The 15,541-nt window shown below is 63.6% G+C and carries 9 protein-coding genes; 7 read left to right on the forward strand and 2 right to left on the reverse strand.

Annotation, left to right across the window (positions count from 1 at the left end; genetic code table 11):
* The first annotated feature begins 7 nt into the window (after nt 1-7).
* From ACVWWD_RS16820 to ACVWWD_RS16850, 7 genes are all read left to right on the forward strand, one after another.
* Nucleotides 8-1,993 carry a heme lyase CcmF/NrfE family subunit gene (locus tag ACVWWD_RS16820; RefSeq protein ID WP_352548167.1) on the forward strand — a complete coding sequence of 662 codons (1,986 nt, stop codon included), beginning with the start codon at nt 8-10 and terminating at the stop codon, nt 1,991-1,993.
* Nucleotides 1,990-2,457: a cytochrome c-type biogenesis protein gene (locus ACVWWD_RS16825; RefSeq protein WP_352548169.1), complete on the forward strand. Its 468-nt coding sequence runs from the start codon at nt 1,990-1,992 to the stop codon at nt 2,455-2,457. Before ACVWWD_RS16820 ends, ACVWWD_RS16825 begins: the two co-directional genes overlap by 4 nt.
* Before the next feature lie 132 nt (nt 2,458-2,589).
* Nucleotides 2,590-4,140 carry a Do family serine endopeptidase gene (locus ACVWWD_RS16830; protein ID WP_352548170.1) on the forward strand — a complete coding sequence of 517 codons (1,551 nt, stop codon included), beginning with the start codon at nt 2,590-2,592 and terminating at the stop codon, nt 4,138-4,140.
* Nucleotides 4,141-4,492: 352 nt separating this feature from the next.
* Nucleotides 4,493-5,167, forward strand: coding sequence for a response regulator transcription factor (locus ACVWWD_RS16835; protein WP_023771592.1), 675 nt, complete (start codon nt 4,493-4,495; stop codon nt 5,165-5,167).
* Nucleotides 5,168-5,175: 8 nt separating this feature from the next.
* Nucleotides 5,176-6,651, forward strand: a complete 1,476-nt coding sequence (locus ACVWWD_RS16840) for an ATP-binding protein (RefSeq protein ID WP_352548172.1) — start codon at nt 5,176-5,178, stop codon at nt 6,649-6,651.
* Entirely contained in the window at nt 6,651-9,611 is a 2,961-nt protein-coding gene (locus ACVWWD_RS16845; protein WP_457103207.1) for a bifunctional [glutamine synthetase] adenylyltransferase/[glutamine synthetase]-adenylyl-L-tyrosine phosphorylase, read from the forward strand. Before ACVWWD_RS16840 ends, ACVWWD_RS16845 begins: the two co-directional genes overlap by 1 nt.
* A gap of 50 nt (nt 9,612-9,661) precedes the next feature.
* Nucleotides 9,662-10,135, forward strand: a complete 474-nt coding sequence (locus tag ACVWWD_RS16850; protein WP_023771594.1) for an EF-hand domain-containing protein — start codon at nt 9,662-9,664, stop codon at nt 10,133-10,135.
* 45 nt (nt 10,136-10,180) lie between these two features.
* On the opposite strand, the gene ACVWWD_RS16855 is transcribed toward ACVWWD_RS16850, so the two are convergent.
* Both ACVWWD_RS16855 and pepN read right to left on the reverse strand, forming a co-directional pair.
* The gene (locus ACVWWD_RS16855; RefSeq protein WP_023771595.1) at nt 10,181-12,502 is read right to left on the reverse strand and encodes a PAS domain-containing sensor histidine kinase; all 2,322 of its coding nucleotides are present in this window, start codon (nt 12,500-12,502) and stop codon (nt 10,181-10,183) included.
* Nucleotides 12,503-12,697: 195 nt separating this feature from the next.
* On the reverse strand, nt 12,698-15,343 hold the full coding sequence (gene pepN / locus ACVWWD_RS16860; protein WP_352548175.1) for an aminopeptidase N: 2,646 nt from the start codon (nt 15,341-15,343) through the stop codon (nt 12,698-12,700).
* Between the last annotated feature and the right edge of the window lie 198 nt (nt 15,344-15,541).

A 15,541-nucleotide genomic window follows, 5' to 3' on the forward strand; every position in this document is an offset into this window, starting at 1 on the left:
CGCGCGAATGGTTGAAACCGGACATTTCGCCCTGGTTCTGGCGTTCGCGCTTTCACTGGTGCAGACGATCGTGCCGCTGTTTGGCGCGCGGCTGAACAACCAGCGCCTGATGGCGGTTGGCGGTCCGGTCGCGGTCACCGGTTTCGCGTTGACGGCGTTGTCCTTCGCGGCCCTTGCGAGCGCCTATGCAAGCTCTGATTTTTCCCTGGCGAACGTCTGGGAGAATTCGCATTCGCTGCAGCCGCTGATCTACAAGATCACCGGAACCTGGGGCAATCACGAAGGCTCGATGCTGCTCTGGGTGCTGATCCTGACCTTCTTCGGCGCGCTTGTCGCCGCTTTCGGCTCCAACTTGCCGGCGACGCTGCGCGCCAATGTGCTCGCCGTGCAGGGCGCTATTGGCGCTGCCTTCTTCCTGTTCATCCTGGTGACCTCCAATCCGTTCATCCGGCTCAATCCGGCGCCCATCGAAGGCCGCGATCTCAACCCGATCCTGCAGGATCTTGGCCTCGCCATTCATCCACCGATGCTCTATCTCGGTTATGTCGGCTTCTCGATCTGCTTTTCCTTCTCGGTCGCCGCCCTCATCGAGGGTCGCATCGATGCCTCCTGGGCGCGCTGGGTGCGGCCATGGACGCTGGTCGCCTGGATGTTCTTGACCGGCGGCATCGCCATGGGATCGTACTGGGCCTATTACGAACTCGGCTGGGGCGGTTTCTGGTTCTGGGATCCGGTCGAGAACGCTTCCTTCATGCCGTGGCTGGCGGGCACCGCGCTGCTGCATTCGGCCATCGTCATGGAAAAGCGCTCGGCGTTGAAGATCTGGACGCTGCTGCTCGCCATTCTCACCTTCTCGCTGTCGCTGCTCGGCACCTTCCTGGTGCGTTCGGGCGTCCTGACTTCCGTCCACGCCTTTGCGACCGATCCGACGCGCGGCGTCTTTATCCTGTGCATCCTGACGCTGTTCATCGGCGGCTCGCTGGCGCTGTTTGCGCTGCGCGCCTCGAAGCTGACGGCAGGCGGCCTGTTTCACCCGGTTTCGCGCGAAGGCGCGCTCGTCCTCAACAATCTGTTCCTGACCACGGCGACCGCCACGGTGCTCGTCGGCACGCTCTATCCGCTGGCGATCGAGGCTTTTTCGGCCGACAAGATTTCGGTCGGAGCGCCGTTCTTCAACCTCACCTTCGCCCCGCTGATGGTGCCGCTGCTGGTGATGGTTCCCTTTGGGCCGCTGCTGGCCTGGAAGCGCGGCGATGTCTTCGGCGTCGCGCAGCGTCTGATGGCCGCGTTCGCGGCCGCGCTTCTTGCGACGCTGGTTACGGTCCTGTTCATCGACGGCGCTTCGGTGCTTGCCGCGGTTGGCGTCGGCCTCGGCGTCTGGCTGATCCTCGGCGCGCTGACCGACCTTGCTATCAAGGCGGGGATTGGCAGTGTCGCAACGCCGACAATGGTCAGGCGTCTGGTTGGTTTGCCACGCTCGGTTTTCGGGACCGCTTTGGCGCATCTTGGCCTCGGCCTGGCCGTGCTCGGCATCGTTGGCACGCTCTGCTTCGGCACGGAGAAGATCCTGTCCATGCATGCCGGCGAAACCGTCGAAATCTCCGGCCGCATGGTGCGGTTCGTCGGGCTCTATCCTGCGCAGGGACCGAACTACAACGAGGATCGCGGGCGTTTCGAGCTGATCGGCGTCAGCGGCAGCCCTGTCAGCGAAGTCAGCTCCGCCAAGCGTTTCTATCCGGTGCGGCAGATGACGACGACGGAGTCCGGCATCAAGACCATTGGCCTTTCTCAGCTCTACATTTCGCTCGGCGACGAGGGCAAGGACGGCTCGGTCGTGGTGCGTCTGTGGTGGAAGCCGCTGGTGACACTGATCTGGGGTGGCGGCCTGGTGATGATGGCGGGTGCGGCGATGTCGCTGATGGACAGGCGCCTGCGGGTCGGCGCGCCATCGCGCCGTCGCAAGCAGGCGGTGGCGCCTGCAGGCCTGCCATGAGGGCAAGGCTTTCGTTGACGTCGATAGTCCTGTTGCTGGCGTTGTTCTTCGCCGGAACGGCAATGGCGGTGAAGCCCGACGAGATGCTGGCCGACCCGGCACTCGAGGCGCGGGCGCGGGCGCTGTCGGAGGGCCTGCGCTGCATGGTCTGCCAGAACCAGTCGATCGACGAATCCGATGCCGACCTTGCCAGGGACCTGCGTATCTTGGTGCGACAACGCCTTGTCGCGGGCGATACCGACCGCCAGGTGATGGATTATGTGGTTTCGCGTTATGGCGAGTTCGTGCTGCTGAAGCCACGCTTCGATCTGCGCAACGCGATGCTGTGGGGCACGCCGGTTCTCCTGCTTTTGGCCGGCGGCGTGTTCATAGTGCTCAGTGCACGGTCACGCCGGCTTCCAGCAACGGCAGCGCTTTCGGTCGAAGAGCAGGCGGCATTGGATGCGATCCTCCGCCGCGACTGACGGTTGCCGTCGTCCGCCAACATTACCAAAGTTTCATGTGCCGGAAATGGCGTCGTAATGTGCGCTTCCCTAATTGTTGTTCCTTGAGGATGCCGATCAAGGCGCGTCCGTTTGAAAGAGGATAAGAGATCCATGAATATTGCCCCCGATTCATATTTCCGCACCCGCAAGCGTCTTCTGGCTGCTGCCGCGTCTGTCGCGGTCGCCGGTGCGATCGGCGTTGGCGCGTTGACCAGCGGAACCAGCCCCGTTCTCGCTGACGCCGTGCGCGTCGAGGCCCCGCAGGTTCCGAGCTTCGCCGATGTCGTGGAGCGTGTGTCGCCGGCCGTGGTCAGCGTCAAGGTCAAGGCCAAGATTCAGCCGACCGCCGATGATGGCTCCGACGATCAGGACGGCCTCGACAATCTTCCCAACAATCCGCAGCTGCGTCGTTTCTTTAAGGAATTCCGTGGCTTTGGCGACCAGGGCGGCCAGAACGACGAAGGTCATCGTCGCTTCGGTCATCGCGATCGCAACAACGGCGAGCCGCGCCCGGTAGCGCAGGGCTCCGGCTTCTTCATCTCCGAAGACGGTTACCTCGTCACCAACAACCACGTCGTCGAAGAGGGCACCGCCTTCACCGTTGTGACCAATGACGGCAAGGAACTCGACGCCAAGCTGGTCGGCACCGATCCGCGCACCGATCTCGCCGTGCTCAAGGTCGATGGTGGCGGCAAGTTCACCTATGTCGACTTCGCCGACGATTCCAAGGTTCGTGTCGGCGACTGGGTCGTGGCTGTCGGCAATCCGTTCGGTCTCGGTGGCACCGTCACCGCCGGCATCGTCTCGGCGCGCGGCCGCGATATCGGCGCCGGCCCCTATGACGATTTCCTCCAGATCGACGCCTCGGTCAACCGCGGCAATTCAGGCGGCCCGACCTTCAATCTCAACGGCCAGGTGGTCGGCATCAACACCGCCATCTTCTCGCCTTCGGGCGGCAGTGTCGGCATCGCCTTCGACATTCCGGCCTCGACCGCCAAGCAGGTCGTGGGCGACCTGATGAAGAGCGGTGCGGTGCAGCGTGGCTGGCTCGGCGTCGAAATCCAGCCGGTCACCTCCGACATAGCCGAATCGCTCGGCCTGAAGTCCAACAATGGCGCGTTGGTGTCCAGCGCCCAGGACGACGGCCCCGGCAAGAAGGCCGGCATATCAGCCGGCGACGTGATCACCCAGGTCGACGGCAAGGACGTTACGTCCCCGAAGGAACTCGCCCGCCTGATCGGCGCCTATTCGCCGGGCAAGTCGGTTGATGTGACGGTCTGGCGCGACGGCAAGAGTCAAACGGTCAAGGTCGATCTCGGCAAACTGCCGGCGAGCGACAAGCAGGCCTCGAACGACCAGCAACAGCAGCCTGCCGCTCCGGCAAAGCCTGACACGCTGGCCGATCTTGGCCTCACCGTCACCAAGTCTGAAAACGGCAAGGGTCTGGTGGTGACGGACGTCGACCCCGACAGCGCCGCCGCCGATCGCGGCATCCAGCCGGGCGATGTCATCACCGCGGTCAACTCGGCGGAGGTCAACGGCACCGAAGACGTCACCAAGGCCATGGCCGATGCGGTCAAATCCGGACGCAAGGCGGTGCTGATGCAGATCACCCGTGACGACAACAACCGCTTCGTCGCGGTGCCGGTGGCCAAGGGCTGAGACGACTTTTCCAATGCGGCGGTTTCAACACCCCCGAGTCGCCGCATGGGAAAGTAGAAAGGAGAGCCCGTTAGTCAGTCATCGTGCTCTTCTTCAGCGGCAGCGGGCTTCCCATCGCCCGTTGCCGCGCCCGCATGTGGGTGCCCACTCAGGCCTCGTGCCCGATGCCGGTTGGTCCCGGGTTGCAGGTAACGACATGACCGGAAACTGGCATGTTCGGCCTAACGACGCCACGGAACAAAGATTTTATCGCGTACGCTCTCGATCGTCTTGATCGCGATGCGCTTTGGCTAAGGCTAAAATGCAGATGCCGGCTACTCAACCTTCAAGCGAAATCGCGTATAACGGCCCTATGAAGATTCTCGTCATAGAAGACGATCGCGAGGCTGCGGATTATCTGCAGAAAGCCTTCACCGAAGCCGGTCATACCGCGCATGTTGCGGGTGATGGCGAGACCGGCTTCGCGCTTGCCGATGCGGGTGACTACGATGTGATGGTCATCGATCGGATGATGCCGCGCCGCGACGGCCTGTCGGTCATTGCCGCTCTCCGCTCCAGGGGCAACACGACGCCGGTGCTCATCCTTTCGGCGCTGGGCGAAGTCGATGACCGGGTCACCGGCCTGCGCGCCGGCGGCGACGATTATCTGACCAAGCCCTATGCCTTTTCCGAACTTCTGGCTCGTGTCGAGGTGCTCAACCGACGCGCCAGCGCCAAGGAGGCCGAGACCGTCTACCGGGTTGGCGATCTTGAACTCGACAGGCTCTCGCATTCTGTCCGCCGGGCGGCGCGTGAGATCACGCTCCAACCACGCGAATTCCGCCTGCTCGAATATCTTATGCGCCATGCCGGCCAGGTTGTGACGCGCACGATGCTGCTCGAAAATGTCTGGGATTATCATTTCGATCCGCAGACCAACGTCATCGATGTCCACGTCTCCCGGCTGCGCGGCAAGATCGAAAAGGGCTTCGACAAGCCGATCCTGCATACCGTTCGCGGCGCCGGCTACATGCTGAAGGGCGGCTAGGCGGCGGCATGGCGCTTTCCGTGCCCGCCATCATGAAGACGACGGCCGCGCGGCTTTCGGCGCTATATCTCTTGCTCTTCGCGCTCTGCGCCGTGCTGCTCGTCCTCTATATGACTTCGCTTTCGGCGCGCATGCTGACCGGGCAGACGCAGGAGACCATCAACGACGAGGTGCTCGGCCTTGCCCGCGCCTATCAGCGCGGTGGCCTTCCGGTATTGGTCCGCGTGGTCGAGGCCCGCTCGCGGCAGCCCGGCGCCAATCTCTATCTGATCGCCGATGCCAACGGCCAGATCCTGACCGGTAACGTGCAGAGCCTCGAGCCGGGCGTTCTCGAAAACGAAGGCTGGACCACCAGCCCATTTTCCTATCAGCGCTTTGGCGAGGGAGAACTCGATCGTCTACGCAACTTGCCTGCCGACAAGGGGACCGCACAGCCCGACCAGAGCGACACGCAAGCGCAGGGCGAGAAGGGCCACAACGCCATTGCCCTGGTGCTGCGGCTGCCGAACCAGATGATCATGCTGGTCGGCCGCGATCTGGGGGAACCAGAGCGGTTCCGTGCCGTCATCCGCCGTTCGCTGATGCTGGCGCTCGGCATGATGGCCCTGGGTGGCATCCTGATCTGGTTCTTTGTCGGCCGCGCGGCGCTGAAGCGTATCGATGGCGTATCGGAGGCAAGCCGGCGCATCATGGGCGGGGATCTCTCCGGCCGGCTGCCGGTGACCGGCACAGGCGACGAGTTCGACCGGCTTTCGGAAAACCTCAACGCCATGCTGGCCAGGATCGCCACGCTCAACGAAGGCCTCAAGCAGGTTTCCGACAACATCGCGCATGACCTTAAGACGCCGCTGACCCGGCTGCGCAACCGGGCCGAAGCGACGCTTTCCGGCAAGCAGAAGACATCGGACTATAGGCAGGCGCTGGAAGGCACCATCGCCGAGTCCGACCAGCTGATAAAGACCTTCAACGCCATCCTGATGATCTCCCGGCTGGAGGCGGGCTATTCTTCCGAGCACACCCACCGCGTCGATCTGGCGGCGGCCGTACGTGATGTCGTCGAACTCTATGAGCCGGTGGCCGAGGAGGCTGGCGTTTCGCTGGACAGCGACGTGAATGGTGTTTTTGTCGTCGACGGCAACCGCGAGCTGATCGGCCAGGCGCTCTCCAACATCGTCGACAATGCGATCAAGTACTCGACCGATTCGACGTCCAAGCCGGCGGTCCGTGTAAAGCTCGAACGCACGCACGGCGAGATCAGGCTTTCCGTCACGGACAATGGCCAGGGCATTCCAGACGACGCCGATCGCGCCCGGGCGACGGAGCGCTTCGTGCGGCTGGAGAAGAGCCGTTCGCAGCCTGGTTCTGGCCTTGGCCTCAGTCTCGCCAAGGCGGTCATGACATTCCATTACGGCCGGCTTGACCTGCTGCCTGGCAATCCTGGACTATCCGTGATCATGAGTTTCCCGGCACGCGAGGATCACTGATGGCGGCCGTTGCCAAGCGGAGCAAGACAGACTGGCTGCTCAGCCTGGAAACCCCGCTTGTCCCGCTCGACGAGGCCCGGGCACGACAGGAGCTCACCGAAATCGCGGACGCAGCGCGCGAAGAGGGGCTGACACGGGTGGCCAAATTCCTGGCCGGCAAAGGCAAGGCGCAGGATCTCCTCGCCGCTGTCTTCGACCTTTCGCCATTCCTGCGCGGTACGGCGCGCCGCCGGCCCCAAATCCTGGACGGGCTGTTCGACCTGCCGATAGAGGCCCGTCTGAAGGCGATCACCGCCGCGATCGACAAGGCGCCGTTGGCCGAAACAGTCTCGGAATCCGGCCTGATGATGGAGCTGCGCCGGCATAAGGCCGAGGCACATTTCCTGATCGCGCTCGCCGATCTTTCGGGCGAGGCCGAAACTTCGCTGACCGTAAGGCGGTTGAGCGATCTCGCCGACGCCTGCACCCGCGCGGCAGTCGATTTCCTGCTGCGTGACGCGCATGGCCTGGGCAAGCTCAAGCTGCCCGACCTCGACAACCCCTCGCATCGATCGGGCTGGATCCTGCTCGGCATGGGCAAGCTCGGCGCGCATGAGCTGAATTTCTCGTCCGACATCGACCTCGTCGTGTTCTTCGATCCGGAGGCACCCGCCGTGGTCGATCCTCTCGACGTCACCGACCTGTTCTCACGCCTGACGCGCCGGCTGGTTCGCATCCTGCAGGACCGCACCGAGCACGGCTATGTCTTCCGTACCGATCTGCGGTTGCGTCCCGATCCCGGCTCCACCCCGCTGGCCATCCCGGTTGAAGCCGCGCTTCGCTATTACGAAGCGCGTGGCCAGAACTGGGAACGCGCCGCGATGATCAAGGCGCGCCCGGTGGCCGGTGATCTCGCCGCGGGCGATGCATTCCTCAAGGAACTCCAGCCCTATATCTGGCGCAAATACATGGACTACGCGGCGATTGCCGACGTCCATTCGATCAAGCGCCAGATTCATGCCCACAAGGGCCATGGCGAGATCGCCGTGAAAGGGCACAACGTCAAGCTTGGGCGCGGCGGCATCCGCGAGATCGAGTTCTTCGTCCAGACCCAGCAGCTCATCGCCGGCGGCCGCTTTCCGGAGCTGCGCGGCCGCGAAACCGTGCCGATGCTCGGTCAGCTCGCGGCCCGAGGCTGGATCACATCGGACGCACGAGACGCACTCGCCCTCCAGTACTGGTTCCTGCGCCGGGTCGAACACGCCATTCAGATGGTGGCCGACGAGCAGACGCACACGCTGCCGGAAGACGATGAAGGGTTGGAGCGCATCGCCCGCATGCTGGGCTTTGCCGGTGCCGCCGAGTTCGCCGGGGCCTTCCGTGCCTCGCTGCAGCAGGTCGAGCGCCACTATGCGGCGCTGTTCGAAACCGCGCCCGAGCTTTCGGCCGGCATCGGCAACCTGGTCTTCACCGGTGACGTCGACGACCCGGACACGCTGCGGACCCTGCACGGCCTCGGCTTTCAGCGGCCGAGCGATATCTGCCGCGTCATCCGCGGCTGGCATTTCGGCCGCTATCGCGTCACCCAGTCGGCGGAGGCGCGCGAGCGGCTGACGGAACTGACGCCGGCACTGCTCAAGGCCTTTGGCCAGACGCGCCGGGCCGACGAGGCGCTGGTCCGTTTCGACGAGTTCCTCGCTGGCCTGCCGGCCGGCATCCAGCTGTTTTCGCTGCTGCAGTCGAATCCCGCACTGCTCAAGCTGATGGCGACGATCATGGGCGCGGCACCAAGGCTGGCGGCCATCATCACTCGCCGGCCGCATGTGTTCGACGGCTTGCTCGACCCGGCGTTGCTGACCGAGCTGCCAGACCGCGCCTATCTCTCGGGGCGGCTTTCCGCCTTGCTTGAGGGCGACAGGGCCTATGAGGACGTGCTCGACCGCTTACGCATATTTGCTTCCGAGCAGAAATTCCTGATCGGTGTGCGGCTGCTCGCGGGCTCGATCGATCCGGCCCGCGCCGGCCGTGCTTTTTCAGATCTTGCTGACCTGACCATTGCGGCGGCCTTGCAAGCGGTGATGGCCGAATTCGCGGTGCGCCACGGCACGATCGCCGGTGGCGTGGTTTCGCTGCTTGGGATGGGCAAGCTTGGCAGCCGCGAATTGACGGCCGGATCGGATGTCGATCTCATCCTGCTTTACGATCACGACGCGGACGCCGAGGACTCTGATGGTGAAAAACCGCTGGCGCCGTCGCATTACTACACCCGCTTGACGCAGCGGCTGATATCCGCGGTATCGGCACCGACGGCGGAAGGGGTGCTTTACGAGCTCGACCTGCGTTTGCGGCCGTCCGGCAACAAGGGACCGGTCGCCACCCATATCGATGCCTTCAAGAAATACCAGCGCAAGGAAGCCTGGACCTGGGAACACATGGCGCTGTCGCGGGCGCGCCCGATTGCTGGCGACGCGGGCCTCTGCGCCGAGGTTGAAGCGGAAGTCGCCGCGCTGCTCGGCCAGCCACGCGACGCGGCGAAGGTGAAAACCGAAGCTTCCGACATGCGGGCCATGATCGAGCAGGAAAAACCGCCCCGCGACCTGTGGGACATCAAGCTGATCCCGGGCGGTCTGATCGATCTCGAATTCATCGCCCAGGTGGCTGTCATCATTGGGCAGGTCGAGGCCGGGCCACGCGCCACCGGTACGGCCGAGATCCTGTCTCGTCTGACGCCCCGTTTCGCCAATGCCGTGATCAGTCAGGACCTCGGCGAGGCTTACACCCTTTATCTGGCACTGACCCAGATGATGCGGCTGTGCCTCACCGGACCGTTCGAACGTGACGACGTTCCGCCGGGGCTTTCGGATCTGCTTCTGGCGGTCGCCGACCTGCCGGATTTCGGTGTGCTGGAAGCACATCTCAAGGAGACGTCGCAAAAGGTCAGGAAGGATTTCGACCTTCTGCTTCGTACCGGAGGGTCGTGACCAACGACCGTTCGGCCGCATCGGGGGTGACGATGCAACAGGAGAAAACCATGAGAAAGACAACCAAGCTTGCACTTGCCTACATCGCCCTGGCCGGAGCCGTCGGCGGCGCGGCCTATGGCGAGAACCTCGACAGCGCCAACGTGCGTGAGCGCACCATGATGCGGCTCGACAAGGCAATGAAGGACAATGACGGCAAAATCACCTTCGAGCAGTTCTCCGATGTCATGGACGCGCGGCTCAAGAAGCTTGTCACTGACAATGGCGGCAAGCTGACTGTCGCTCAACTCGCCGACGCGCTGGAGAAGGCGCGCTTCGAACGCATGGCCAGACGCATCATCGCCCGTTACGACAGCAAGGGCGACGGCACGCTGACATCGGATGACATCACCGGCCGCGAAAAGAAGCTTTTCGCGATGCTCGACAAGAACAATGACGGCAAGATCGAGAAGGGCGAACTGCCGAAGGACGGGCGCCATGACCGTCAATGGGATGACGAAGGCAACGACGGGGGCGTGCAGTAAGATTTGGTTGAGGCGGGCTCCGAGTCGTCGACCGGAGCCTGTCGCTCAGGCCGCGGCCTTGACCGCCGTTGGCGCCTTCTTCACGGGAATGCGCACCGATACGATCGTGCCGACACTTTCGGTCGAGCGGATCTTCAGTGCACCGCCTTGCAACTCGGCCAGCGAGCGCGAAATGGCAAGGCCAAGGCCGGAGCCGGCATGGTTCTTGGAAAACTGGTTCTGCACCTGCTCGAAGGGGCGCCCCAGTTTGCCGAGGGCTTCCTTCGGGATACCGCAGCCATTGTCCTCGATCGTCAGCACCAGCGCGCCTGATGTGTTGCGGGCCCTGACCGATATGTGGCCGCCCTGGCCGGTGAATTTCACCGCGTTGGACAGGAGATTGATGACGATCTGCTTGATCGCCCGGCGATCGGCAAACAAAGTCAAGGCGTCGGCAATGCGCGTTTCCACGGTGATCGCCTTCTGCGCCGCCTGCAGCGAGACGACACGCACCGTCTCGCTGATCAGCGGACCGAGGTCGATCTGTTCCTGGTCCAGTGAGAACTGGCCGGCTTCGATCTTGGACATGTCGAGAATGTCGTTGATGACGCCGAGCAGATATTTGCCGCTGCTGTTGATGTCGGTGGCGTACTCCTCGTAGCGCTCCGAGCCTAACGGACCGAACAGCCCCTGTTCCATCAGCTCGGAGAACCCGATGATGGCGTTGAGCGGTGTGCGCAGCTCATGCGACATGTTGGCCAGGAATTCGGATTTGGCGCGGTTCGCCGCTTCGGCGCGCTCGGTTTCCTTCATGTATTTGCGGTTGAGGTCGACCAGTTCGCGCGCCCGTTCCTCTTCGGCCCGGCGGGCGAGGCTGAGATCATGGATCGTCGCCATCAGCCGGCGTTCGCTGTCGACGAGTTTCTCCTGGTGCAGTTTGATCTGGGTGATATCGGACCCGACCGAGACGATGCCACCGTCCCTGGTCCTGAGCTCGTTGACCTGCAGCCAGCGGCCGTCGGAAAGCTGGCGCTCGAACGTGGCGCCGCCCTGCGGACCGTTGGTATTGGCCAGCCGGCGTTCCGAAGCGAAGGCCAGCATCCGCTCTTCCAGGGAAGCGCGCGTCACACCCGGCATCACGTCGCGGTCCGAGAGCCCGTTGTCCTGCTGGTATTTGGAATTGCACATGATCAGGTTCTGAGCCGAATCCCACAGCACGAAGGATTCATTGATGTTCTCGATCGCGGTCCTGAGGCGAAGATCGGCCGCTTCGGAGCGCAGCGCCAGATGGCGCTGCTCGGTGACGTCGACGGCGATGCCGATGAGCTGGATCTCCGGCGCTTCCGGGTCCATGACCTGGGCGCGGGCGCGCATCCACACCCACTGGCCATCGGCATGCCGCATCCGGAACACCTGGTCGATGTGGTCGATCTCGCGCGCGACGATCCTGTTGGCGAGTTCGAACAGGTCACCGTCCTCGGGATGGATAATCTCGTCGACCTCGCCGAAGGACAGCATCGCCTCGCAGGGCTCATAGCCCAGCATGTCGTACATCGAGCGTGACCAGTACATCTTGCCGCGCACCATGTCCCAATCCCACAGGCCGCACCGGCCGCGAACCAGCGCCATGTCGATACGCTGATGCGCTTCGACATAGATGCGGTCGGCTGCTTGCGCGCGCGCCGCCTGACCGAAATAGGCATAGAGAATGATGATCAGCACGCCGGCCGTCAGCACGAACAGGGTGACGTTGAGCGAGACGGTCTTGCGCCACGTGTCGAAGACCGCCTCTTGGGGGACGAGCGCCGCCGCGGCTCCCTTCCTGTCCTTGCTCAGGCTGACCGCCGCGTACCAGTCCTGCCCGCCAATGTTGACCTCCATGACGCCAGCCCGGTCGCCGAACATGAACAGAGGTTGGCCGCCCTGGACGAGGCCGTCGAGCGAATGGCCTTGCCAGGGCACCGAACGCGGCGTCACCGCGGTGATCCTGAAAGCGCTGTCGGTGACGACCAGCACATGGCTGCGGCCCATGGCGCCCTGGCGGCTGGTGGTCTCCAGCAGGTCCTGCGTGGCGCCCGGCAGCGTGTCTGATGTGGTGGCGAGCGAACTGGCGAGCTGCGCGGCCGCCAGCGTCAGGATAGCCTTGGCATCGCGCTCCACATCGTCGCGCTCGTTCATCAGCGAGATTACACGCAGCGCCGCAATGACGAGCAGGAAGATGACGATGAGGGCCGGTATCGACCGGCGCAGCAGCGGTTCGGCCGCCAGAAGCCGCTTGTAGGCCGGTTCGGCAATGAGCCGCGTATTCCCGGCAAGGCCGTCGCCGCGCGTCTCGCGACGCGCAAAAACCATCCCGCCGGGCGCGCCCCACGCGTCCGCCTTTGCCATAAATGGCACTCCCCGATTTCAGTATGCCGCATTTCTATGTGCTGGTGATCCGGCAACACCGCACTTCCGAATCGCCATTAAAGAATCAAAGGTGATTCGCCTTGTCCAGTGGTCCGGCGAAAAAAGATTAAAAATCGACTAAAATAGTGGGCTTTTGAACCCGGCCTTCTCCCGCGGGGAAGAAGGCGGGAGCGCCTAAGCCAGCGTGCGCTCGACGATGTCGCGCAGATCCGCCGACAGGTTTTCGGCATTGGCGATCGAAACCAGCACTTCTCGGGCCTTGGCTTGCCGGCCCGGTTCGAGCGAGCGCCATGACCTGAGCGCCGTCGCCAGCCTTGCCGCCACTTGCGGATTGCGCTTTTCAACCTCAAGCACCGTTCGTGCGAAGAAGCGGTAGCCTTCGCCGTCGGCGCGGTGAAAGCCGGTCTGGTTGGCGCTGGAGAATGTGCCGATCAACGAGCGCACCCGGTTCGGATTGCCCATTGAGAAGCCGGCATGAGCGGTCAGGGCGCGAACCGTGTCCACCGCCTGCGGCCCAGGCACGCTGGCCTGGATCTGGAACCATTTGTCCATCACCAGCGGGTCCGACGCATATGTCTGTTCGAAAGCCACCAGCGCCTCGCCTGCCTCCGGCGATCCGTGGTGACGATGCGCAAGCACGGCCAATGCGGCTGCCCGGTCGGTCATGTTGGTCGCGGAGTGGAAATGCCCGGCAGCCAATGCTGCTCCACCCGGCAGCAGCGAGAGATAATCCAGCAGAATGTTGCGCAAGGCGCGCCGTCCCGCACTCGCCGCATCCGGGCTGAAAGCGCTCTCGTCGGCAAGGCTGTCGTAGAGGCCGGAAAAGGCGTCGCCATTGGCCATGCCGATCGCCCGCGCAAGCGCCTGTCGGGCCGCATGGATGGCATCGGGATCGATGTTCTTGCCGATGTCGCGGGCGATGTCGGCATCCCCCGGCAGCGCCAGCGCCAGGGCCCGGTAGGCTGGCTCCAGCGTCTCGTCGCTGGCGATGCTGCCGGCAAGCTCGGTCAGCCGTGGGGCGAAGTCCGGCTGTTTGCCGCCGAGGATCTGGCGGAAGGCAGCGATCAGCGCATCGGTCAGCAACGTGTTGAAGGCCTGCCAGCGCGAGAAGGCGTCGCTGTCATGGCGGGCGAGGAAGTACTGGTCGGCCGCCTTCTGCTCGACCGACAGCGTCACCGGCGCCGAAAAGCCACGGTTGAGCGATACCGCCGGGCGCTCGGCCACGCCCGAGAAACGCACCACATGGCGACGCTTGCGGACGTGGATGACGCCGTCCTCGACGCTGGCGCCCTCGACGTCGCTATATGCGACAGGTTTGCCGCCGGCGCCGATCAGGCCGAAGGCGAGCGGGATATGCATCAGCCGCTTGCGGCTTTCGGAGGGTGTCGGCGGCACCGACTGCTCGATCTCGAGCGTGAATTCCTGTGCGGCCGGATTGTGCGTCGAACTGACCGTAAGGTTGGGTGTGCCAGCCTGATGATACCAGAGCGCGAATTGTGACAGGTCGCGGCCGGACGCGTCCTCGAACACCTTGATGAAGTCCTCGATGGTCGCGGCCTCGCCGTCGTGGCGTTCGAAATAGAGGTCCATGCCGGCGCGAAAGACTTCGGGTCCGAGAATGGTGCGGATCATGCGCACCACTTCGGAGCCTTTCTCGTAGACCGTCGCCGTATAGAAATTGTTGATCTCGCGGTAGCGGCGCGGCCGCACCGGATGCGCCAGCGGGCCTTGGTCCTCGGGAAACTGGTGGGCCCGCAGCGTGCGCACCTCGGCGATGCGCTTGACCGCGCGCGAGCGCTGGTCGGCGGAGAACTCATGATCGCGGAAGACCGTTAGCCCTTCCTTCAGGCAAAGCTGGAACCAGTCGCGGCAAGTGATTCTGTTGCCTGTCCAATTGTGGAAATATTCATGCGCGATGATCGCCTCGATATTGGCGAAATCGACGTCCGTCGCCGTCTCCTGGTCGGCCAGCACGTATTTGTCGTTGAAGATGTTGAGGCCCTTGTTCTCCATCGCGCCCATGTTGAAGTCCGACACGGCGACGATGTTGAAGACGTCGAGGTCGTACTCGCGGCCAAACGCCTCCTCGTCCCATTGCATCGACCGCTTCAGCGCGTCCATCGCGTAGCCGGCGAGCGCCTCCTTGCCGAGCTCGACATAGATGCCGAGCTCGACCTTGCGGCCGGACATAGTGACGAAATTGTCGGCGACCTGGCCGAGATTGCCGGCCACCAGGGCGAACAAATAGGACGGTTTGGGGAAGGGGTCGTGCCATTTGGCGTAGTGCCAGCCTTCGGCGAGATCGCCGCTCTCGACCGGATTGCCGTTCGACAGGAGCAGCGGCGCCTCGTCGCGTCGCGCCTCGATGCGCACCGTGTAGACCGACAGGATATCGGGGCGGTCGAGGAAATAGGTGATGCGGCGAAAACCCTCCGCCTCGCATTGCGTGCAGTACACGTTATTCGAGCGGTAAAGGCCCATCAGGGCCTCGTTGCCGGCTGGGGCCAGCTCGGTTTCGATCAGCAGTTGGAAACGAGGTGCCGCCGGCGGTTTGAGCAGGGTAAGTTGGTCGGGGCTCGCCAGCAGATCCGCCGGTCTCACCATCTTGCCGTCGACCTCGATGCGTTTGAGCGTCAAACCATCGCCGTCGAGCACCAGCGGAGCCGACGTGGATATGTCCTCGCGGCGTTCGACGATCAGTATCGCGGTGACGACCGTTGCCTGCGGCGAAAGACGGAATTCAAGGTGGGTTTCCGGAATGAGGTAGTCGCTGGGGCGATAGTCCTCGAGTTTGAAGACTTGGCCGGTATCGGTGCGCATTCCCTGGCTTTTCCTGTCTTGTCCGGGGACCGGACATGATCTGACTGGTCCAAAAATTCGAAGTCCGCGCTCTTTACACGAAACACTCCCTCGACAAAACTGCGGCAGGGCCTAATTCAGGTCATCCTTTCCTTGTCGCGAGGCAGTCATGACGGCCGTCACACCGAAATTCGGGATGGGCGCTTTCGTTCGGCGCGC

The sequence above is a fragment of the Mesorhizobium sp. URHB0026 genome, from assembly GCF_054059755.1.

Bases quoted from the DNA above. Each gene is read 5' to 3' on its own strand.
- ACVWWD_RS16820 (WP_352548167.1), top strand. From the start codon at position 8: ATGGTTGAAACCGGACATTTCGCCCTGGTTCTGGCGTTCGCGCTTTCA.
- ACVWWD_RS16825 (WP_352548169.1), top strand. From the start codon at position 1,990: ATGAGGGCAAGGCTTTCGTTGACGTCGATAGTCCTGTTGCTGGCGTTG.
- ACVWWD_RS16830 (WP_352548170.1), top strand. From the start codon at position 2,590: ATGAATATTGCCCCCGATTCATATTTCCGCACCCGCAAGCGTCTTCTG.
- ACVWWD_RS16835 (WP_023771592.1), top strand. From the start codon at position 4,493: ATGAAGATTCTCGTCATAGAAGACGATCGCGAGGCTGCGGATTATCTG.
- ACVWWD_RS16840 (WP_352548172.1), top strand. From the start codon at position 5,176: ATGGCGCTTTCCGTGCCCGCCATCATGAAGACGACGGCCGCGCGGCTT.
- ACVWWD_RS16845 (WP_457103207.1), top strand. From the start codon at position 6,651: ATGGCGGCCGTTGCCAAGCGGAGCAAGACAGACTGGCTGCTCAGCCTG.
- ACVWWD_RS16850 (WP_023771594.1), top strand. From the start codon at position 9,662: ATGAGAAAGACAACCAAGCTTGCACTTGCCTACATCGCCCTGGCCGGA.
- ACVWWD_RS16855 (WP_023771595.1), bottom strand. From the start codon at position 12,502: ATGGCAAAGGCGGACGCGTGGGGCGCGCCCGGCGGGATGGTTTTTGCG.
- pepN (WP_352548175.1), bottom strand. From the start codon at position 15,343: ATGCGCACCGATACCGGCCAAGTCTTCAAACTCGAGGACTATCGCCCC.